The organism is Streptomyces sp. NPDC004435 (assembly GCF_042873895.1).
GTDB lineage: Bacteria > Actinomycetota > Actinomycetes > Streptomycetales > Streptomycetaceae > Streptomyces.
In genome coordinates this window covers 513,655-533,065 of the sequence record NZ_JBIAMB010000001.1, presented here as the reverse complement: position 1 = coordinate 533,065, position 19,411 = coordinate 513,655, and the positions used below count along the sequence as shown (strand labels likewise).

Annotated in this window: 17 protein-coding genes; 10 read left to right on the top strand and 7 right to left on the bottom strand. The window is 74.8% G+C overall.

What is annotated here, in order from left to right:
* Positions 1-38 precede the first annotated feature (38 nt).
* Entirely contained in the window at positions 39-2,141 is a 2,103-nt protein-coding gene (locus ACFYT9_RS02305; protein WP_389160409.1) for a molybdopterin oxidoreductase family protein, read from the top strand.
* Here ACFYT9_RS02305 and cutA read toward each other — a convergent pair.
* Genes cutA through ACFYT9_RS02285 form a run of 4 tightly spaced genes read right to left on the bottom strand, consistent with a single transcriptional unit; the run spans position 2,101 to position 7,111 of the window.
* Positions 2,101-2,847 (bottom strand): divalent cation tolerance protein CutA, encoded by a 747-nt coding sequence (cutA, locus tag ACFYT9_RS02300; RefSeq protein WP_376595205.1) that lies wholly within the window; start codon positions 2,845-2,847, stop codon positions 2,101-2,103. The two genes, ACFYT9_RS02305 and cutA, sit on opposite strands and share 41 nt — an antisense overlap.
* Positions 2,844-4,751 (bottom strand): ABC transporter ATP-binding protein, encoded by a 1,908-nt coding sequence (locus ACFYT9_RS02295; RefSeq protein WP_389160406.1) that lies wholly within the window; start codon positions 4,749-4,751, stop codon positions 2,844-2,846. Before ACFYT9_RS02295 ends, cutA begins: the two co-directional genes overlap by 4 nt.
* A complete protein-coding gene (locus ACFYT9_RS02290) occupies positions 4,748-6,487 on the bottom strand; it encodes an ABC transporter ATP-binding protein (RefSeq protein ID WP_389160615.1) in 1,740 nt (579 codons plus the stop codon). The genes ACFYT9_RS02295 and ACFYT9_RS02290 overlap by 4 nt, the downstream gene beginning before the upstream one ends.
* Positions 6,488-6,499: 12 nt before the next feature.
* A complete protein-coding gene (locus ACFYT9_RS02285) occupies positions 6,500-7,111 on the bottom strand; it encodes an NADPH-dependent FMN reductase (protein WP_389160404.1) in 612 nt (203 codons plus the stop codon).
* Between the two features lie 149 nt (positions 7,112-7,260).
* Between ACFYT9_RS02285 and ACFYT9_RS02280 the strand changes: the two genes are divergently transcribed.
* From ACFYT9_RS02280 to ACFYT9_RS02265, 4 genes are all read left to right on the top strand, one after another.
* The gene (locus ACFYT9_RS02280) at positions 7,261-8,085 is read left to right on the top strand and encodes an aminotransferase class IV (protein WP_389160402.1); all 825 of its coding nucleotides are present in this window, start codon (positions 7,261-7,263) and stop codon (positions 8,083-8,085) included.
* Positions 8,086-8,094: 9 nt separating this feature from the next.
* Complete coding sequence (locus ACFYT9_RS02275) at positions 8,095-8,889, top strand: sporulation protein (RefSeq protein ID WP_389160400.1); 795 nt, start codon at positions 8,095-8,097, stop codon at positions 8,887-8,889.
* 359 nt (positions 8,890-9,248) lie between these two features.
* Positions 9,249-9,761, top strand: coding sequence for a hypothetical protein (locus ACFYT9_RS02270; RefSeq protein ID WP_376605039.1), 513 nt, complete (start codon positions 9,249-9,251; stop codon positions 9,759-9,761).
* An 88-nt stretch (positions 9,762-9,849) separates the two neighbouring features.
* Positions 9,850-10,470 carry a class F sortase gene (locus tag ACFYT9_RS02265; protein ID WP_376605041.1) on the top strand — a complete coding sequence of 207 codons (621 nt, stop codon included), beginning with the start codon at positions 9,850-9,852 and terminating at the stop codon, positions 10,468-10,470.
* 7 nt (positions 10,471-10,477) lie between these two features.
* Here ACFYT9_RS02265 and ACFYT9_RS02260 read toward each other — a convergent pair whose 3' ends face one another.
* The 3 genes from ACFYT9_RS02260 to ACFYT9_RS02250 are packed head-to-tail and all read right to left on the bottom strand — an operon-like array spanning position 10,478 to position 12,865.
* On the bottom strand, positions 10,478-11,263 hold the full coding sequence (locus tag ACFYT9_RS02260) for a sulfite exporter TauE/SafE family protein (protein WP_376605043.1): 786 nt from the start codon (positions 11,261-11,263) through the stop codon (positions 10,478-10,480).
* Positions 11,264-11,312: 49 nt separating this feature from the next.
* Positions 11,313-11,546 carry a hypothetical protein gene (locus ACFYT9_RS02255; protein WP_389160398.1) on the bottom strand — a complete coding sequence of 78 codons (234 nt, stop codon included), beginning with the start codon at positions 11,544-11,546 and terminating at the stop codon, positions 11,313-11,315.
* A complete protein-coding gene (locus tag ACFYT9_RS02250) occupies positions 11,543-12,865 on the bottom strand; it encodes a ferric reductase-like transmembrane domain-containing protein (RefSeq protein WP_389160613.1) in 1,323 nt (440 codons plus the stop codon). Before ACFYT9_RS02250 ends, ACFYT9_RS02255 begins: the two co-directional genes overlap by 4 nt.
* A 440-nt stretch (positions 12,866-13,305) precedes the next feature.
* On the opposite strand from ACFYT9_RS02250, the gene ACFYT9_RS02245 reads away from it, so the two are divergent.
* The 5 genes from ACFYT9_RS02245 (at position 13,306) to ACFYT9_RS02225 (ending at position 19,400) form a co-directional block, all read left to right on the top strand.
* Positions 13,306-14,496: an NAD(P)/FAD-dependent oxidoreductase gene (locus ACFYT9_RS02245; RefSeq protein WP_389160396.1), complete on the top strand. Its 1,191-nt coding sequence runs from the start codon at positions 13,306-13,308 to the stop codon at positions 14,494-14,496.
* A complete protein-coding gene (gene nirB / locus ACFYT9_RS02240) occupies positions 14,493-17,015 on the top strand; it encodes a nitrite reductase large subunit NirB (RefSeq protein WP_389160394.1) in 2,523 nt (840 codons plus the stop codon). Before ACFYT9_RS02245 ends, nirB begins: the two co-directional genes overlap by 4 nt.
* Positions 17,012-17,350 carry a nitrite reductase small subunit NirD gene (gene nirD / locus ACFYT9_RS02235; protein ID WP_376603104.1) on the top strand — a complete coding sequence of 113 codons (339 nt, stop codon included), beginning with the start codon at positions 17,012-17,014 and terminating at the stop codon, positions 17,348-17,350. Before nirB ends, nirD begins: the two co-directional genes overlap by 4 nt.
* A gap of 47 nt (positions 17,351-17,397) precedes the next feature.
* The gene (locus ACFYT9_RS02230) at positions 17,398-17,982 is read left to right on the top strand and encodes a TetR/AcrR family transcriptional regulator (RefSeq protein ID WP_389160392.1); all 585 of its coding nucleotides are present in this window, start codon (positions 17,398-17,400) and stop codon (positions 17,980-17,982) included.
* 92 nt (positions 17,983-18,074) lie between these two features.
* Complete coding sequence (locus ACFYT9_RS02225; protein ID WP_389160391.1) at positions 18,075-19,400, top strand: MFS transporter; 1,326 nt, start codon at positions 18,075-18,077, stop codon at positions 19,398-19,400.
* The last annotated feature ends 11 nt before the right edge of the window (positions 19,401-19,411 follow it).

The window sequence follows — 19,411 nt, the reverse complement described above, 5'->3', positions numbered from 1 at the left end:
GCCGCCGCCCGTAACACGCACGACGCACGCTGGGCGACATGTCCGACGCCACCGCGGTCCCCACCCACTGCCCCTACTGCGCCCTGCAGTGCGGCATGAAGCTCCGCCCCACCGGCACGGCGGAGCTGCCCGCCGAGGTGGTCGAGCGGACCGACTTCCCCGTCAACCGGGGCGCGCTGTGCGGCAAGGGCCGCACCGCCCCCTTCGTACTCTCCTCCCGGGTCAGGCTCACCGAGCCCCTGGTCCGCCGCCCTGACACCGGGGTGCTCGAACCCGCCTCCTGGGAGGAGGCCCTCTCCGCCGTCGCCGACGGGCTGCGCCGGACCCGCGCCGACCACGGCCCCGACGCCGTGGGGGTCTTCGGCGGCGGCGGACTCACCAACGAGAAGGCGTACACGCTCGGCAAGTTCGCCCGGCTCGTCCTCGCCACCTCGCAGATCGACTACAACGGGCGCTTCTGCATGTCCTCCGCGGCCGCCGCCCACCAGCGGGCCTTCGGCCTCGACCGGGGGCTGCCCTTCCCGCTGGAGGACATCCCGCGGACCGGCTGCGTGATCCTCGTCGGCTCCAACCTGGCCGAGACCATGCCCCCGGCGCTGCGCTACCTCACCGAACTGAAGGAGAACGGCGGCAGGCTGATCGTCGTCGACCCGCGCCGCACCCGCACCGCCGAGCAGGCCGACCTCCACCTCGCCCCCCGCCCCGGCACCGACCTGGCGCTCGCCCTCGGCCTGCTCCACCTCGTGGTCGCCGAGGGCCGCGTCGACGAGGAGTTCGTCGCGGAGCGCACCTCCGGCTGGGAGGCCGCCCGGGCCGGCGCCATGGCCCACTGGCCCGAGCACGTCGAGCGGATCACCGGCGTCCCCGTGCCCGCCCTGCGCGAGGCCGTCGCGATGTTCTGCGACGCCGAGAGCTCCATGGTGCTCACCGCCCGCGGCCCCGAGCAGCAGTCCAAGGGCACCGACACCGTCGGCGCCTGGATCAACCTCTGCCTCGCCACCGGGCGGGCCGGCCGGCCGCTCTCCGGCTACGGCTGCCTCACCGGCCAGGGCAACGGCCAGGGCGGCCGCGAGCACGGCCAGAAGGCCGACCAGCTGCCCGGCTACCGCAAGCTCGACGATCCCGCCGCCCGCGCCCACGTCGCCGGCGTCTGGGGCGTCGCCCCCGAGACCCTGCCCGGACCGGGCCGCAGCGCCTACGAACTCCTCGACGCGCTCGGCGGCGAGGTGAGGTCCCTGCTGCTGATGGGCTCCAACCCGGTCGTCTCCGCGCCGCACGCGTCCCACGTCGAGGACCGGCTGCGCTCGCTCGACTTCCTCGCCGTCGCCGACGTCGTCCTCTCCGAGACCGCCGCCCTCGCCGACGTCGTCCTGCCGGTGACCCAGTGGGCCGAGGAGACCGGCACCATGACCAACCTGGAGGGGCGGGTGCTGCTGCGCCGCCGCGCCCTCACCCCGCCGCCCGGCGTCCGCACCGACCTGGAGGTGATGCACGCGCTCGCCGGTCTCCTCGGCTGGGAGAAGGGCTTCCCCACCGACCCCGAGGAGGTCTTCGACGAGCTGCGCCGCGCCTCCGCGGGCGGTCCCGCCGACTACTCCGGCATCAGCTACCGGCGGATCGAGGAGGAGGAGGGCGTCTTCTGGCCGTGCCCCGAGACCGGTCCCGGCGAGGACGGCCACCCGGGCACCCCCCGGCTCTTCCTCGACCGGTTCGCCACCGCCGACGGGCGGGCCCGCTTCGTCCCGGTGACGCACCGGCCGGCCGCCGAGGAGACCGACGCCGAGTACCCGGTGGTGCTCACCACCGGACGGGTCGTCTCCCAGTACCAGTCCGGGGCCCAGACCCGGCGGGTGGCGGAGCTGAACGCCGCCGCGCCCGGCCCGTTCGTGGAGCTGCACCCGCGGCTCGCGCAGCGGCTCGGGGTCGCGGAGGGCGAGCCGGTGACGGTGGTCTCCCGGCGCGGGCGGGCGGTGGCGCCGGCCCGGATCACCGGGGGGATCCGCCCGGACACCGTCTTCATGCCGTTCCACTGGTACGGGGAGGGCAGGGCGAACGCGCTGGTGAACCCGGCGCTCGACCCGGTCTCCCGGATGCCCGAGTTCAAGGTGTGCGCGGTCCGTCTGGAGCGGGGCGCCGGCTGAACCAGTCGCCGCTCTCGATGACCGGGCCGAGCGGCGCGTCCGGTGCCGCCAGATACACCCAGGCGGACAGCCGGACCCCGTCCCCGGTCCGTACGACGTCCATGGCCGCCCGCTCGTAACCGGCGGGCAGCTCCAGCCGGTCGAGCAGGCCGAACAGATCGCCGTAGTCGCCGGACGAGGGCGTGAGGAGGGTGCCGACCACCTCGCTCCCCTTCGCCGGGACGACGTACGGATAGCCGGGCCCGTCGTGCAGGACCGCGCCGGGCAGCACGGCGGCCGCCTCGTCGCCGATCCGGCCGGCGAGGAACCGGTCGTGGTTGTACCCGCCCGGGCGCAGCGTCCCGTACACGAAGAACGGGCGCTCCTCGTACGCGAGGGCTTCGGGCTCGACGGCGTCCTCGGTCTCCTTCTCGACCCAGCGGGCGTACGCCTCCGCGACCCGCGTCACCCGGGTGGCGAGGATCTCCGGCGTCTCGTAGTCGTGGGCCGCGATCAGGTGCGCTTCGAGGGCCTGGTAGCGGGCCTCGGTGGTCTTGAGGACCACCTCCCACTCCTCGGTGGTCTCGATCGCGCCCCGCCAGTGGTAGACGGAGGTCACGGGACCCGAGATCTGCGCGCACGCGGCGAGCCTGGCCTCGACGGCGCCGCGCGCCAGGGCCTCGGCCTTGGCGCGCGCGTCGGTGGTGGTGCGGACGGTGACGATCACGTCTCCACCGTAGGGGCGAACTGTGCCGCGTGCAGCCGGGCGTACGCGCCGCCCCGGGCGAGCAGCTCCTCGTGGGTGCCGTGCTCGGCGATGGAGCCGCCGTCCATGACGACGATGGTGTCGGCGTCCCGGATCGTGGAGAGCCGGTGCGCGACGACGAAGCTGGTGCGGCCGGCCCTGAGGGCGGACATGGCCCGCTGGACGTGGAGTTCGGTGCGGGTGTCGACGGAGCTGGTGGCCTCGTCGAGGACGAGGATGACCGGCTCGGAGAGGAAGGCGCGGGCCAGGGTGACGAGCTGTCGCTCGCCGGCGCTGAGGCCGCCGCCGTCCTCGTCGAGGACGGTGTCGTAGCCGTCGGGGAGGGTGCGGATGAACCGGTCGGCGTGGACGGCCTCGGCGGCGGCGGTGATCCGCTCGCGGGAGACCTCGCCGGGCACTCCGTAGGCGATGTTCTCGGCGATGGTGCCGCCGAAGAGCCAGGTGTCCTGGAGGACCATGCCGATGCCGGAGCGCAGCTCCTCCCGGTCCATCCGCGCGGTGTCGACGCCGTCGAGGAGGATCCGGCCGCCGGTGGGCTCGTGGAACCGGAGCAGCAGGTTGACCAGGGTGGTCTTGCCGGCGCCGGTGGGGCCGACGAGGGCGACCGTGCGGCCGGGTTCGACGGTGAGGGAGAGGTCCTCGACGAGCGGCCGGCCGGGCTCGTAGCGGAAGGAGACGTGCTCGAAGACGACCCGGCCGCGCAGCTCGGCGGGCTTCTCGGGGGCGGCGGGCCCGGGGGGCTCCTCCTCGGCGTCGAGGAGGTCGAAGACCCGCTCGGCGGAGGCGATCCCGGACTGGAGGAGGCCGGCCATGGCGGCGACCTGGTTGACCGGGCCGTTGAACTCGTAGGAGTACTGGACGAAGGCCTGGACGTCGCCGACGGTGAGGGTGCCGCTCGCCACCTTCAGGCCGCCGAGGACGGCGATGAGGACGTAGGTGAGGTTGCCGACGAGGGTGACGGCGGGCTGGACGAGTCCGGAGACGACCTGGGCGCGCAGCCCCGCCCGGTACAGCTCCTCGCCGAGCTCGTCGAAGCGGCGCACGGCCTCCTCGCGGCGGCCGAAGGCGACGACCTCGGTGTGGCCGGTGATGGTCTCCTCGGTGTGGCTGCCGAGCTTGCCGGTGACCGCCCACTGCCGGACGAACTGGGGCTGGGCGCGGCGGGCGACGAGGGCGGCGACGCCCAGCGAGACGGGGACGGTGCCGAGGGCGACGAGGGCGAGCACCGGGGAGATCCAGAGCATCATCGCGAGCACCCCGAGGAGGGTGAGCACGGCCCGCATCATCTGGCTGAGCGCCTGCTGGAGGGTCTGGGTGACGTTGTCGACGTCGTTGGTGGCGCGGGAGAGGACCTCGCCGCGCGGCTGTCCGTCGAGGTAGCCGAGGGGCAGCCGGGCGAGCTTGTGCTGGGTCCGCTCGCGCAGCCGGTGGCCGGCCCGCTGGACGACGTCGGTGACGAGCCGCTGCTGGACCCAGGTGAGCAGGGAGGCGGCGGCGACGGCGGTGGCGGCGAGGGCGAGCTGCCGGGCGAGGGCGGTGAAGTCGACGCCGTGCGGGCCCGCGGCGCCGGTGAGGACGAGGTCGGTGGCGCGGCCGAGGAGGAGCGGGACGAGGACGGTGAGGGAGACGGCGGCGGCGCCCGCGGCGAGGGCGGCGGCGAGCCGGGCCCGGTCGGGGGCGAGGGTGCGCAGCAGGCGGACGGCGGAGGCACGGAAGTGGAGGGAGCGCTCCAGGGAGGGGGTGCCGGGGGCGCCGGGGCCACCGCCCGGCTGGGGGGCGGGGCCGCGGCGGGCGGGTGCGGTGGGGGCGGGAGCGGGGGTGGGGGCGGTGCGTGTGGTGGGGCGGGGCGGGGTCGCGGTGCTCACGCGGCGGCCTCCTCGGTCGGCTGGGAGCGGACGATCTCCCGGTAGGTGGGGTTGGTCGCGAGGAGTTCCTCGTGGGTGCCGGTGCCGACGGCGCGGCCCCGGTCGAGGACGACGATCCGGTCGGCGTGGCGGATGGTGGCGACCCGCTGGGCGACGAGGAGGACGGCGGCGTCGGCGGTCTCGCGGCGCAGGGCGGCGCGCAGCCGGGCGTCGGTGGCGTTGTCGAGGGCGGAGAAGGAGTCGTCGAAGAGGTAGAGGCGGGGGCGGGCGACGAGGACGCGGGCGATGGCGAGCCGCTGCCGCTGGCCGCCGGAGAGGTTGGCGCCGCCCTGGGTGACGGGCGCGTCGAGCCCCTCGTCGAGTGCCCGGACGAAGTCGGCCGCCTGGGCGGTCTCCAGGGCGTGCCACAGCTCCTCGTCGGTGGCCCCGGGCTTTCCGTACCGCAGGTTGGAGGCGACGGTGCCGGCGAAGAGGTACGGCTTCTGGGGGACGAGCCCGACGGTGGCCGCGGTGGTCTCGGGGTCGAGGGCGCGGACGTCGGTGCCGTCGAGGAGGACCCGTCCGGCGGTGGGGTCGAGGAGCCGGGGCACCAGACCGAGGAGGGTGGACTTGCCGCTGCCGGTGGAGCCGATGATCGCGGTGGTCTCGCCGGGGGCGGCGCGCAGGGTGATGCCGCTGAGGACGGGTTCCTCGGCGCCGGGGTAGCGGAAGGTGACGTCCTCCAGGGCGAGTCGGCCGGAGCCGCCTCCGGGGAGGGCGCGGACGGGGTCGGCGGGCGGGGTGAGGGAGGGGGTGGTGTCGAGGAGTTCGCGGACGCGGGCGGCGCCGGCCTCGGCCCGGGGCAGGTGCATGAGGAGGAAGAGCGCCATCATCACGGACATGGCGGTCTGGAGGAGGTAGCCGAGGAAGGCGACGAGCGCGCCCGCCTGGACGGCCCCGGAGTCGATCCGGTGGGCACCGGCCCAGATGAGGACGATGGTGGTGGTCTCCCAGACCAGCAGGACGACGGGGAACATGACGGCCTGGAGCCGGCCGGCCCGCAGGCCGGTGTCGAGGAGGGCTCCGTTGGCGGCGGCGAAGCGGGTGCGCTCGTGGCCGTCGCGGACGAAGGCGCGGACGACCCGGACGCCGGTGATCTGCTCGCGCAGGACGCGGGTGACCCGGTCGAGGTGCTCCTGCATGCCCCGGAAGAGGGGCCGCATGCGGATCACGACGGCACCGACGGCGAGGGTCATCACGGGGACGAAGAGCAGCAGCACGAGGGCGAGCGGCACGTCCTGGCGCAGGGCCATGGCGAGTCCGCCGACGCACAGCAGCGGGGCGGCGACCAGCATGGTGAGGGCGAGGACGGCGAAGGTCTGCACCTGCTGGACGTCGTTGGTGGCGCGGGTGATGAGGGAGGCGGTGCCGAAGCGGCCGCGTTCCAGGGCGGAGAACTCCTGGATCCGGCGGAAGACCTCGGAGCGCAGGTCGCGGGCGACGGCCAGGGCGATCCGGGCGCCGGTGAAGGTGACGGCGGCGGCCGCCGCGGCCTGGAGGAGGGTGATTCCGGCCATGACGGCGCCGCCGGAGAGGATGCGGCCGGTGTCGCCGCGCAGGACGCCCTCGTCGATGACGCCGGCGTTGAGGGCGGGCAGGGTGAGGGAGGCGAGGCTCTGGAGGAGCTGGAGGAGGACGAGTAAGCCGAGCCGGGCGCGGTGCGGGCGGAGCCGTCCGGCGAGAAGTCGCAGCAGGATCATGACGGCCTCTCAGGCGGCGTACGGGCGGACGGACTTGGCTTCCTTGAGGGCGCGTCCCCACCAGGCGAGCTGGTCGAGCATGAGCTTGGCGCCGTTGTCGGGTCCGGTCGGGTCCTTGAACCGGCCGTCCTCGTCGAACTGTCCGTGGGCGTTGGGCAGGACGACGCCGTCGCGGACGGTGACGGCGTGCATCTCGGCGTAGATCTGGCGGAGTTGCTCGACGGCGCGGATGCCTCCGGAGATGCCGCCGTAGGAGACGAAGCCGACGGGCTTGGCGCGCCATTCGGTGTAGTGGCGGTCGATGAGGTTCTTCAGGGCGGCGGGGAAGGAGTGGTTGTACTCGGGGGTGAGGACGACGTAGGCGTCGGCGGCCTCCAGGACGGGGGTGATCCGGGCGAGTTCGGCGCTGACGGCGGGGTCGGGCTCGTAGGAGAGGGAGGTGGGGAGCTTCGTCTCGGCGAGGTCGAGGACGGTGAGGGTGAAGTCGGGGCGCTCGGCGACGCGGGTGCGGAACCAGTCGGCGATGACGGGGGCGAAACGGCCCTGGCGGTCGCTGGCGACGACGAGGGCGAGGGTGAGGGGGGCGGCGGCGGGCTGGGCGGAGGGGTTCGTGATGTCCATGTCGAGGATCGTGGTACCTCAAGCTTGGTTGAGGTCAAGCGCTGATTCTCCGGGGTCCGCCGGGGCCGTCGCCGGGGCCGTCTCCGGGGCCGCCTCCGGGGCCGCCTCCGGGTCGTCGTCGGGGTCGCCTCCGGGGCTACGGTGAGGGCATGACGACCTCTCCCCCGCCCGGCTCCGGCCCCGCCCCCGCGTACATCGAGATCGACGGGGTCCCGGCCGCCGATCCGGGGGTGCTCGGCGCCGTGATGGGCGGGTACGGGCACTTCACCGCGATGCAGGTGCGGGACGGGCGGGTGAAGGGCCTCGGACTGCACCTCGACCGCCTCGACCGGGCCACCCGCGAGCTGTTCGGCGCGCCGCTGCCCGGGGAGCGGGTCCGGGAGCTGCTCGGGCGGGCCGTCCGGGCGTCGGGACGGAGGGACTCCTCGGCGCGGGTGTACGTGTACGAGGACGGGCCCGGGTTCCTGGTGACGGTCGTCGTCCGGGAGGCGGCCCCGGACGGCCTGGGCGCGCCGCAGCGGCTGCGGTCCGTCGACTATCTGCGGCCTGCGGCGCACCTCAAGCACGTGGGCGGCTTCGGGCAGATGTACCACGGCGACGCGGCCCGCCGGGCGGGCTTCGACGGGGCGCTGCTGACCTCGCCGGCGGGCGAGGTGGCGGAGGGCGCCGTCTCCAACGTCGCCTTCTGGGACGGGACTTCGCTGGTGTGGCCGACGGCCCCGCACCTGACCGGGATCACCATGGCACTGCTGGCGCCCCGGCTCCCGTCGGTCCACCGCGCGGTCGCGCTGGACGAACTGCCCTCCTTCCGGTCCGCGTTCACCGCGAACTCGCGCACGATCGCGCCGGTGACGGGCGTCGACAGGATCGCGTACCCGGTGGACGGGGAGCTGATGGAGCGGGTCCTCGGCGCGTACGCGGACGCACCCGGCGAGAAGATCGTTTCCGCGGACGGCGGCGGATCCGGCGGCTAACCTGCGGCCATGGTTCTCAAGAGGCTTTTCGGGGGCGGCATCCCGCTCGAAGTGGACACGGTCATCGAGCCCGGTCCGGTGCGGCCGGGCGGCATGCTGCGCGGCGAGGTGGTGGTCCGGGCACCCGAGCGAGACCTGGAGATCGAGTCCATACGGCTCCGGCTGGTCGCGAACGCGCCGCTCTTCCACAAGGGCGACGGGGACGGCGAGGAGCGCGGCGACACCATCGGACACCCCGACGCCTCCGGCTGGTTCAAGCTGAGGAAGGGCCAGGAGAAGCGGGTCCCGCTCTCCTGCCGGCTCAACTGGGAGACCCCGGTGAACGACCTCCGGGGACAGGACCTCGGGGTCCTCATCGGCGTCAGCACGGAGGTCGAGGCGGCGGGCGCGAAGGCGCAGACGGACATGGACCCGGTGCGGGTCGAGGCACTGCCGCTGCACGAGGCGGTGCTCGACGCGTTCGGCGCGGAGGGGTACACGTTCGGGGGCGCGCCGGTGTACGGGTCGACGATCCCCGACGTCGAGAGGCACCTCTACGCGTGGCAGGGCTTCCAGCTCGTCCATCCGGAGCCCGGCGAGGACCGCCCGGGGAAGCTGGAGCTGACCTTCCACACCAACGCGGTGGGCAGCGAGATCTTCCTCCGGAAGCTCGCCGGCACGTCGAAGTACTGGGACCGGAGGCCGCCCGCCCTGCGGTACGTGGCCGCCCACCACGAGGTCGGCACCCGTGACCTCGCGGCGGACGTCCGGGGGTGGCTCGCGGCGGCGGCCCTCCTGGAGGGCTCCTCGCGCGACGACGACTGAGCCCGACCGCCTCGGGCCCCGTATGCCGCCGCGGGCCCCGTATGCCGTCGCGGTCCTCGTGCGGGCCGCCGCTCCCCGTGGGGCGCCCGCCCGCACCGGGACCGCATGCGTCACGGCCCCGCCGCCCCGGGAGCGGCGCACCGCGCAGCCCCGCCGCCCGGGCCGCTCACCCGTTCGGCACGAGGTACCGACTGACGGGATGACACCCCCTCCGACCTGCGGAAACCTCCGGATTCCAGTCGACGCGCCGTATCGGACGGCGCAATCCTGATGCCCCATCAGCAGGCGCGCCCCGCGCCGTGGCCGTTACCTCGGTCCTACGGAAGACCGAACGACCGCGCGCCCCGGAGGACCCCACCATGCGCCCCACTGCCCGCCTGCTCACCGGAACCGCGCTGACGGTCGTCGCGCTCGGCGCGTTCGCCGCGCCGGCCGCGTACGCGAACAACGACGGCCCCCAGACGCTGGAGATCTACCCCTCCTCCGCCTCGCCCGGCACCACCGTCACCGTGAACACCCTCGCCTGCGGCAAGAACGGCCACGGCGTCGGCGACGCGAACTCGGTGGGCGCCGGCGAGTTCCGGCTCAGCCCCAGCACCCACAAGGAGGTCGTGGTCGGGCAGTTCACCCTGCCCCAGCACGCCAAGCCCGGCACCCACTGGATCTCGGTGGCCTGCGACAACGGGCGGACCGCCCGGGGCGAGCTGACCGTGAAGCACCGCGAGCCCAGCGGTCACGTCAAGACCGGTGTCGGCGGCAGCATCGGCCCCGACACCGCCCAGATCACGGCGGGCGCGGCGGTGCTGGCCGCGGCTGCCGTCGGCGGTGTGTGGCTCATGCGGCGCCGGGCGAGCGGCGCCCAGGGCCACTGATCACACCGCCCCGCCCCGCCCCCGCCCGGCTTCCGCACACGGCCGGCCGGGGGCGGGGCCCATCCCTCTCCCCGAGTGAGGAAGCGACGTGAGCAACAGGAGCAAGGGCTGGGGGATCGCGGTGGCCGCCTGCGTCGGCCTCTGGCTCGTCCAGAACGGCTCGCAGGACGTCACTCCGCCCGTCCCGTCCGCCGCCCAGGCGTTCGCCGCCGGGCCCAGCGTGCACACCGACGCCGCCGCCGACCCGCTGCCGTCGTCCCCGCCGGTGCGGCTGCGCATCCCGGAGACGGACGTGGACGCCCCGATGACCCGGCTCGGCCTCGCCCCGAACGGCTCCCTGGAGGTGCCGCCCGCCGAGGACCGCAACCTGGCCGGCTGGTACGCGGACGGCGTCACGCCCGGCGCCGAGGGCACCTCGATCGTCGCGGGCCACGTCGACAACGCCGGCGGCCCGGCGGTCTTCTACACGCTGGGCGCCCTGCGGAAGGGGCACCGGATCGAGATCGACCGCGAGGACGGGCGGACCGCGGTCTTCACCGTCGACGCCGTCGAGGTCTACGACAACGACGCCTTCCCCGACGAGAAGGTGTACGGCTCCACCGACCGGGCCGAGCTCCGGGTGATCACCTGCGGCGGCGGCTTCTCCGAGAAGAGCGGCGGCTACCAGGGGAACGTGGTGGCCTTCGGGCACCTCATCGGGGTGCGCTGAGCCGGCTTCACGCCCACTGGTCCCAGGCGAGCTTGGCGACCATCGAGAGCACCACGACCAGCAGCACGGCGCGGACGAAGCCGGAGCCCTTGCTGAGCGCCATCCGGGCGCCGACCATGCCGCCGGCCAGGTTGAAGGCGGCCATCAGCGCGGCCAGCTGCCAGTAGACGGTGCCGCTCAGGGCGAAGGTGACGAGCGCGCCGGCGTTGGTGCAGACGTTGACGATCTTGGCGGTGGCGGAGGCCGTGACCAGGTCGAGGTGGAGGACGGCGGTCAGGGCGAGCACCAGGAAGGTGCCGGTGCCGGGACCGAACAGGCCGTCGTAGAAACCGATGCCGCCGCCGACGAGGACGATCGCCGTGACCAGCCGGGCGCGGGTGAGCGGCGCCCGGTCCTCCTCCGCCGGCCGCTGCCCGAAGGTCGGCCTCAGGATGACGAAGGCGGCGACCGCCACGAGCACCACGATGATCAGCGGCCGGAGCACCTCCCGACTGATCATCGTGACGAAGAGCGCGCCGAACGACGAGCCCGCGAGGGCCGCGATCCCGACCCGTACCGCCGTCCACACCGGCACCTTCGTCTTCCGGGCGTACGTGACCGCGGCGCCGGTGGTGCCGACGATCGCGACCGCCTTGTTGGTGCCGAGGACGAAGCCGTTGGCCGCGTTCGGCAGGGCGATCAGCAGTGCCGGCAGGAGCAGCAGCCCTCCGCCCCCGACCACCGCGTCGATCCAGCCGGCGACGAGCGCGGCCAGGCAGAGCAGCACGAGCGTGGTCAGGGTGATCTCAGGCATGGCAGCGAGCCTAGGGACGGGATCGTTGCCCCGTCCATCGATCGCCTGATCATTGAGCAAGGTCTGAGCTTGCGTGCCCCGGCTCCCGGTCGGGGGCGGGCGGAGCCGCCGGTTGCACGGACGTGAGCAGGGTCGCCGCGAGCGCCCCGGCACCGAGGAGCGCGGCCGCGAGGCGGCGGCGCAGCCGCTCCTCGGACGGGGGCTGGGGGCGGGCCCTGTGACGCCGGGCCGGGGCGGGGGCGGGGACGAAGGCGGCAGGGGCGGGGGCGGGGGATCTGTTCACGGGCTCGGCTCCTCGAAGTTCTCGGTGTGGATGCGGGAGGCCGGGACCCCGGCCCTGACGAGGGAGGCGGTCGCCGCGCGGGCCATGGCGGGCGGCCCGCAGAGGTAGACGTCATGGGCGGCGAGGTCGGGGACGAGGGCGCGCAGGGCGCGCGGGGCGAGGGGGTCGTAGGAGGAGTCGGAGGGGCCGAGCAGGTAGTGGAGGGCGGCCCGCCGCTCGCGGGCGATGGTCTCCAGCTCCTCGCGGAGCACGAGCCCGCCCTCGTCGGAGGCGCGGTAGAGGAGGGTCATGTCGCCGGGGCCGCCGGGCAGGGTCTCGAAGAGGGCCCGCAGCGGGGTGATCCCGACCCCGCCGGCGAGCAGCAGGACCTTGCGGCGGGTGCGGCGGTGGGCGGTGAGCGCGCCGTAGGGGCCGGAGGCGAGGACGCGGGTGCCGGGGCGGAGCCGGCGGACCCGGCGGGTGTGGTCGCCGCGGACCTTCACGGTGATGCGGAGGGTGTCGTCGCGGACGGGCGCGGAGAGCGAGAAGGGCAGGGCGGTGGCCCACAGGCCCCGGCTGAGGAAGCGCCAGCGGAAGAACTGGCCGGGTTCGGCGCGGAGCCGGGCCACTCCCCTGCCCCGGACCAGGACGGAGACCACGCCGGGCGTCTCGTCGCGCACCTCGGCGACCCGCAGGTCGTGGCGGAGCGCGGCCCGGACGGGGACGACGAAGCGGTACCAGAGGAGTAGGACGGCGACGGTGGCGTGCGCCATCGACCAGAGCCAGCGGGTGAGGAGCCCGCCCGCGAGGTCGGGTCCCGCGAGCTGGTGGACGAAGCCGAGGGCGGCGGCCAGCAGGGCGCCCAGGTGGACGGCGTGCCAGGTCTCGTGGCGGATCCGGCGGCGGACGGCGCGGGCGGAGGTGATGCCGACCGCCGTGAAGAGGACGGTGCCGGCCGTCGCGGCGGCGATCGCCCCGTAGGAGAGGAGGCCGCCGGTGGCGGTGATCAGGTCGGTACGGGTGTGGACGGCGTAGCCGACGAGGGCGAGGACCGTGTGCGCGGCGATCAGGCCGAGGACGTACCGGCCGCCGCGCGCGTGCCAGCGGGCCAGCCGGTCGGCGCCGACGCCGTGCTCGACCGCCGGGATCCGGGCCATGAGGAGGAGCAGCACGAGGACGCCGTACCCGGCGAGCAGGCCGGTGAGGTGGGCGCCGGTGGCGAAGAAGGCGTCGAGGCGGGCGGAGGGCCGGGCCTGCACGCCCCACAGCAGGGCGACGGCCCCGGCGCCGCCGACGATCCCGTCCCGCAGCCGCCCGGGCGCGAGACGCGGTGCCGACACGGGGCGCGGGCCGGGTGCCGCGCGGCGGGCCGCCGGGCCCTGCCCGGGCCGGAGTCCGGGGCGCGGCGCGGACGGTCCCCCGGCCGGCGCCGCCGGGGCCGCGTCCTGCCGGCGGGCGGCGGGCCCGGGGCCGTACCCCTCCTGCGACGGGGGCGCGGGCGGCGGCGTCCGGTCGGCGGCGAGCGGGACGGGGACGCGGGCGTAGAGGGGGTGCTGGCGAGCCTCGGTGGTCACCTTCGGCACCCTAGGGCGGCCCGTATACGGGAATCCCGGGCTCGGCCGCGCCGCCGCCATCCTTAAGCCGGGCTTGAGCCGAGCCTGATCACCGCTTAACCAGCCCGGCCCCTCACAGCGCGCCGGGCCGGTCGCGGAGATCAGCGTTCCGTACGGGAAACAGGCGGGATGCCGTCGGGAAACACCGGCCGCGCACCCTTCCGGGTATGAGTACACGGATCGTGGTGGTCGGAGGCGGAACGGCGGGCCTCCGCCTCGCCCAGCGCCTGCCGGTCACCCTCCTCGGCGAGGAGACGCACGCCCCGTACAACCGGGTGCTGCTCGCCGACGTCCTCGCCGGGCGGTACGCCCCCGAGGTCGTCGCTCTGCCCGAGCCCCGCGGGCCCGCGCGCCGCGGCGTGCGGGTGGTGGCGATCGACCGGGCGGCCCGGACGGTCGAGTGCTCCGACGGCGAGCGCGTCGCCTACGACCGGCTGGTCCTGGCCACCGGCTCCAACCCGGTGCTGCCGCCGCTGCGCGGCCTGCGCGGGGCGCGGCTGCCGGAGGGCGTGCACTCCTTCCGTACGCTCGACGACTGCCTCGCGCTGCGGGACGCCGTCCGGCCCGGGGTGCGGGCGGTCGTCATCGGCGGCGGACTCCTCGGGGTGTCGGCGGCGCGGGCGCTCGCCGTGCTGGGCGCCGAGGTGGTCCTCACCCAGCAGGGCGAGGGCCTGATGGAGCGCCATCTGGACCCGCGGGCCTCCGCGCTGCTGCGGGAGCACCTGGACGGGCTCGGCGTCGAGACGCACACCGAGTGCCGGGTCAGCGGTCTGCGGCAGCGGGACGGGGCGGTGACGGCGGTCGAGCTGGCCGACGGCTTCGTCCTGGACGCCCAGGTCGTGGTCCTGGCCTGCGGGGTGCGCCCCCGGGTCGCGCTCGCCCGCGAGGCGGGGCTCGACGTGCGGGGCGGCGTCGTCGTCGACGACGAGCTGCGCACCTCGGACCCGTACATCCACGCGATCGGCGACTGCGCCGAGCACGACGGGCGTGTGTACGGCCTGGCGGGCCCGGCGCTCGAACAGGCGGACGTCCTCGCGGACGTGCTGTCCGGCTCCGCCGGGTCCCGCTACACGGGCACCCGGGCGCTCACCCGGCTCACCCTCGGCGGGGCACAGCCGCTGGACCTCGCCGCCTTCGGCGAGGCCACCCCGCGGCCGGGGGACGACGTCGTCCAGCTGGCCGACGCGACCAGGGGCGCCTACCGCAAGGTCGTCGTCCGCGACAACCGGCTCGTCGGGGGCGTCCTCCTCGGCGATCTGGCCGCGGTCGGCGCGCTCGCCCGGGCCTGGGAGGGCGACGAAGCCCTCCCGGAGGCCCCTCTGCTGCACCTGCTCACCCACGACGGAGGCTCCTCATGACCACCCCCACCATCGTCCTGGTCGGCCACGGAATGGTCGGCCAGCGGTTCCTGGAGGCGCTCGCCGACCGGGGCGTCACCGAGCGGGCCCGGATCGTGGTCCTCTGCGAGGAGCCGCGCCCGGCGTACGACCGGGTCCAGCTGACCTCGTACTTCTCCGGGAAGACGCCCGACGACCTGTCGATGGTCGAGGACGGCTTCATGGAGCGGCACGGCATCGAGCTGTACACGGACGAGCCCGTCGTGGGCATCGACCGGGCGGCGCGGACGGTGACCGCGAGGTCGGGGCGGGTGGTGGCCTACGACCACCTGGTGCTGGCCACCGGCTCGTACCCCTTCGTGCCGCCGGTGCCCGGCAAGGACGCCACCGGCTGTTTCGTGTACCGGACGATCGAGGACCTGCTGGCGATCGAGGAGTACGCGAAGACGGCGACGACCGGTGCCGTGGTCGGCGGCGGCCTGCTCGGTCTGGAGGCGGCCGGCGCGCTGAAGGGCCTCGGTCTCGCCACGCACATCGTGGAGTTCGCGCCGCGGCTGATGCCGGTGCAGGTCGACGAGGGCGGCGGCGCGGCGCTGCTGCGGACGATCGAGCGGATGGGGCTGACCGTGCACACCGGCACGAGCACCCAGGAGGTCGTGACGGCCGACGGTTCCGTGACCGGCATGAAGCTGTCGGACGGCACCGAGCTCGCCACCGACCTGGTGGTCTTCTCGGCGGGCGTACGCCCCCGGGACCAGCTGGCGCGGGAGTGCGGCCTGGACGTGGGCGAGCGCGGCGGCATCGCCGTGGACGAGCTGTGCCGCACCTCGGACCCGGCGGTCTTCGCGATCGGCGAGTGCGCGCTCGCCGCGGACGGACGGGTCTACGGCCTGGTGGCGCCCGGCTACGAGATGGCGCTGACGGTGGCGTCGGTCCTCGCGGAGGAGGCGGCCGAGGAGACCGGGTTCACCGGTGCGGACCTGTCGACGAAGCTGAAGCTGCTCGGCGTGGACGTGGCCTCCTTCGGCGACGCGCACGGCGCCGCCGAGGGCTGCCTGGACGTCGTCTACTCGGACTCCCGGGCGGGCGTGTACAAGAAGCTGGTGGTGGACGCCGAGGGCCGGCTGCTCGGCGGCGTGCTGGTCGGCGACGCCGAGTCGTACGGGCTGCTGCGCCCGCTGACCGGGACGAAGCCGCCGGTCTCCCCCGAGCAGCTGGTCCTCCCGGCGGGGGCCGGGGCGCCGGTGGCGCTCGGCCCGTCGGCGCTGCCGGACGACGCCGTCATCTGCTCCTGCCACAACGTGACCAAGCACGCGATCGGCCAGTGCACCTCGCTGCCCGAGGTGAAGAAGTGCACCAAGGCCGGTACGGGCTGCGGCAGTTGTGTGAAGGTGATCGAGAAGCTGCTGCCGAAGGCGGCCGACAAGGGGCTCTGCGGCTGCTTCCCCCACACCCGCAGCGAGCTCTACGAGATCGCCCGCACCCTGCGGGCGACCTCCTTCGCGGCCCTGCTCGACTCGCACGGGCGCGAGGGCGCGAAGGGCGGCGAGGGCTGCGAGGTGTGCAAGCCGACCGTCGGCTCGATCCTCGCCTCCCTCAACAACGGCTACATCCTCGACGGCGAGCAGGCAGCGCTCCAGGACACCAACGACCACCACCTGGCCAACCTCCAGCGCAACGGCTCCTATTCGGTGGTCCCCCGCATCCCCGGCGGCGAGATCACCCCGGAGAAGCTGATCGTGATCGGCGAGGTGGCCCGCGACTACGGCCTCTACACGAAGATCACCGGTGGTCAGCGGATCGACCTCTTCGGCGCCCGCGTGGACCAGCTCCCGGCGATCTGGACCCGGCTGGTGGACGCCGGCTTCGAGTCCGGGCACGCCTACGGCAAGGCGCTGCGGACGGTGAAGTCCTGCGTGGGGCAGACCTGGTGCCGCTACGGCGTGCAGGACTCGGTGAAGATGGCGATCCAGCTGGAGCTGCGCTACCGGGGTCTGCGCGCCCCGCACAAGCTGAAGTCGGCGGTCTCCGGCTGCGCCCGCGAGTGCGCCGAGGCCCAGTCGAAGGACTTCGGCGTGATCGCGACGGCGAACGGCTGGAACCTGTACGTGGGCGGCAACGGCGGCGCGACCCCGCGCCACGCGGACCTGCTCGCCCAGGACCTCTCGGACGCCGAACTGATCCGGCTCATCGACCGGTTCCTGATGTTCTACATCCGGACGGCGGACCGCCTGGAGCGGACGTCGGTCTGGCTGGAGCGCCTGGAGGGCGGTCTCGACCACCTCCGGGACGTGATCGTGAAGGACTCGCTGGGCCTCTGCGGCGAGCTGGAGGCGCTGATGGCGGCGCACGTCGCCGACTACCAGGACGAGTGGGCACAGACCCTGGACGACCCGGAGCGGCTGCGCCGGTTCGTCTCCTTCGTCAACGCGCCGGAGACGCCGGACCCGACGGTGCGGTTCGTGCCGGAGCGGGACCAGATCAAGCCGGACCTCATGATCCTGACCATCGGCACCCTGGAAGGAGCCTCTTCCCGATGACGACACCGACGACTCTCGAACTCTCCCCGTCGCCCGACTCCTGGATGGCGGTCTGCGAGGAGGCCCGGCTGACCCCGGGCCGGGGCCTGGCGGCGCTGCTGCCGGACGGCCGGCAGGCGGCGGTCTTCCGGGACCGCGCGGGGCGGGCGTACGCGATCGACAACCGCGATCCCTTCACCGGGGCGCAGGTGCTGTCCCGGGGGCTGATCGGCACGGCGGACGGGCGTCCGTTCGTGGCCTCGCCACTCCTGAAGCAGCGCTTCGACCTGGAGACCGGGCGGTGCCTGGACGACGACGAGGTGGCGGTGGCGGTCTACCCGGTCCGGCTGGCGTGACCCCCACCTTCTTGACTGATCGTTCCAGATAGGCGTACGGTCCTCTCGTGGCCAGGACCAAGGAATTCGATCCCGATGCCGCGCTCCAGGCGGCACTCGACCTGTTCTGGGCGCGCGGCTACGAGGCGACGTCGATGGCGGACCTCGTGGAGCACCTCGGGATCGGCCGGGCCAGCATCTACGCGACCTTCGGCAACAAGCACGAGCTGTACATGAAGGCACTGGACCGCTACCTGGAGACCCGGGACCCCGGGCTCGTCGAGGAGCTGTCCGCGCCGGGCCCGGCACTGCCGGCCGTGCGGGCGGTCGTCCGCCGCTTCGCCGCCGAGGCGACGGCGGAGGGCCTGCGCCTGACCGGCTGCTTCGTCACCAACTCGGCGGCGGAGCTGGCACCGCGCGACCCGGTGGTGGCCCGCCGGGTCGAGCTGAGCTGGGAGCAGGTCGAGACGCTGCTGCACTCGGCGCTCACCCGGGCCCGCGCCCAGGGCGAGCTGCCGGAGGGCCGCGATCCGCGCGCCCTCTCCCGGCTGCTGCTGGTCCTGCTCCAGGGGGTCCGGGTGGTCGGCAAGGCGTCGACGGACCCGGCCAGGGTCCGGGACGCGGCGGAGGAGGCCCTGCGGCTGCTCGACTGAGCGGCCGCCGGACGGGCGCCCTTGCGGGGGCGCCTTTTCTCGGGGTTCTTTCTGGAATGTACGGTCAAGTACAACTGATACGGGGGGACGGCATGACGACGTACGAGGGAGCCGCGGCGACCGCCGCGCCGGTGGACCACGGGGGTGCCCGCCGGGGGTTCGCGCTGCTCGGGACCGTGCAGGCGACGCTCATCTTCACCCTCGCCTCGCTCGCCGTGCCGCTCCCCCTGATCGGCGCCGAACTCGGCCTGGACCGGGGCCGGCTGATCCTCCTCAGCGCCGCGTACGGGCTGACCTTCGCCGGACTCCTGCTGCTCGGCGGACGACTCGCCGACCGGTACGGAGCACGGCGGGCGCTCACCGCCGGACTGCTCCTCTTCGCCGCCGCCTCCGCGCTCGCCCCGCTCACCACCGGGTACGGCCCGCTGCTCGGCGCCCGCTTCGCGCAGGGCGCGGGCGCCGCGCTCGTCGCCCCGGCCGCGATGGGCGTGCTGCGCGCCCTGTACCCCGAACCCGCCGCGTACGGACGGGCGATGGGCACCTGGGGCGGCCTCTCCGTGCTCGGCGCCACCGCCGGGAACCTGCTCGCCGGCGTGATCACCGCCGCCGTCTCCTGGCGCGCCTCCTTCGCGGTGCCGGTCGCCGTCGCGGTCGCCGCCCTGCTCCTCGCGCCCCGGCTGCTGCCCGCCACCCCGCCCGGCACGAACCGCTCGACCGACCTGCCGGGCGCCCTGCTCGCCACCGCCGGGATCGTCCTGACCAGCTCCGGGCCCGTCCTCGTACCGCTGCTCACCGGTCTCGCCCTGCTCGCCGGCTTCGCCCGCGCCGAACGCCGGGCCGCCGACCCGCTCCTCCCGCCGGACTTCCTGCGCGACCGGCGGCGGCTCCTCGGCCTCGCCGCCATCGCGCTCACCGCCGCCGGCACGGCCACCGTCTTCGTGCTGCTCTCGCTCGACCTCCAGCGGGAGCGCGGCTGGTCGGCGCTGCTCACCTCGGCCGCCTTCGTCCCCTTCGCCGTCGCGCTGCTCGGCGCGGGCCGGCTGGCGGGGCCGCTCATCGGGCGGTACGGGCCGGGCCGGGTCACCGCCGCCGGACTCGGCACGGCCGGCGCGGGACTGGCCCTGCTCGCGGCGGGCGGCGGCCCCGCCGTCCCGTACGCCTACGGGCTGCTGCCCGGGCTGCTCCTGCTTCCGGCCGGCGGCGCGCTCTCCTTCGCGGGCGCCGCCGTCCTCGCCACCGAGCGGGTGCCGGCCGACCGGGCAGGGCTCGCCGGCGGTGTCCTCAACACGGCGATGGAGCTCGGACCGACCGTGGTCTTCGCCGCGCTGCTCACCCTCGGCGGCTCCGCCGCTCCGCTCGCCGCGGCGGCCGGACTCTTCGCCGCCCTCACCTTCCTGACCTTCCGCCTCGCCAAGTGACCGTCTTCTCC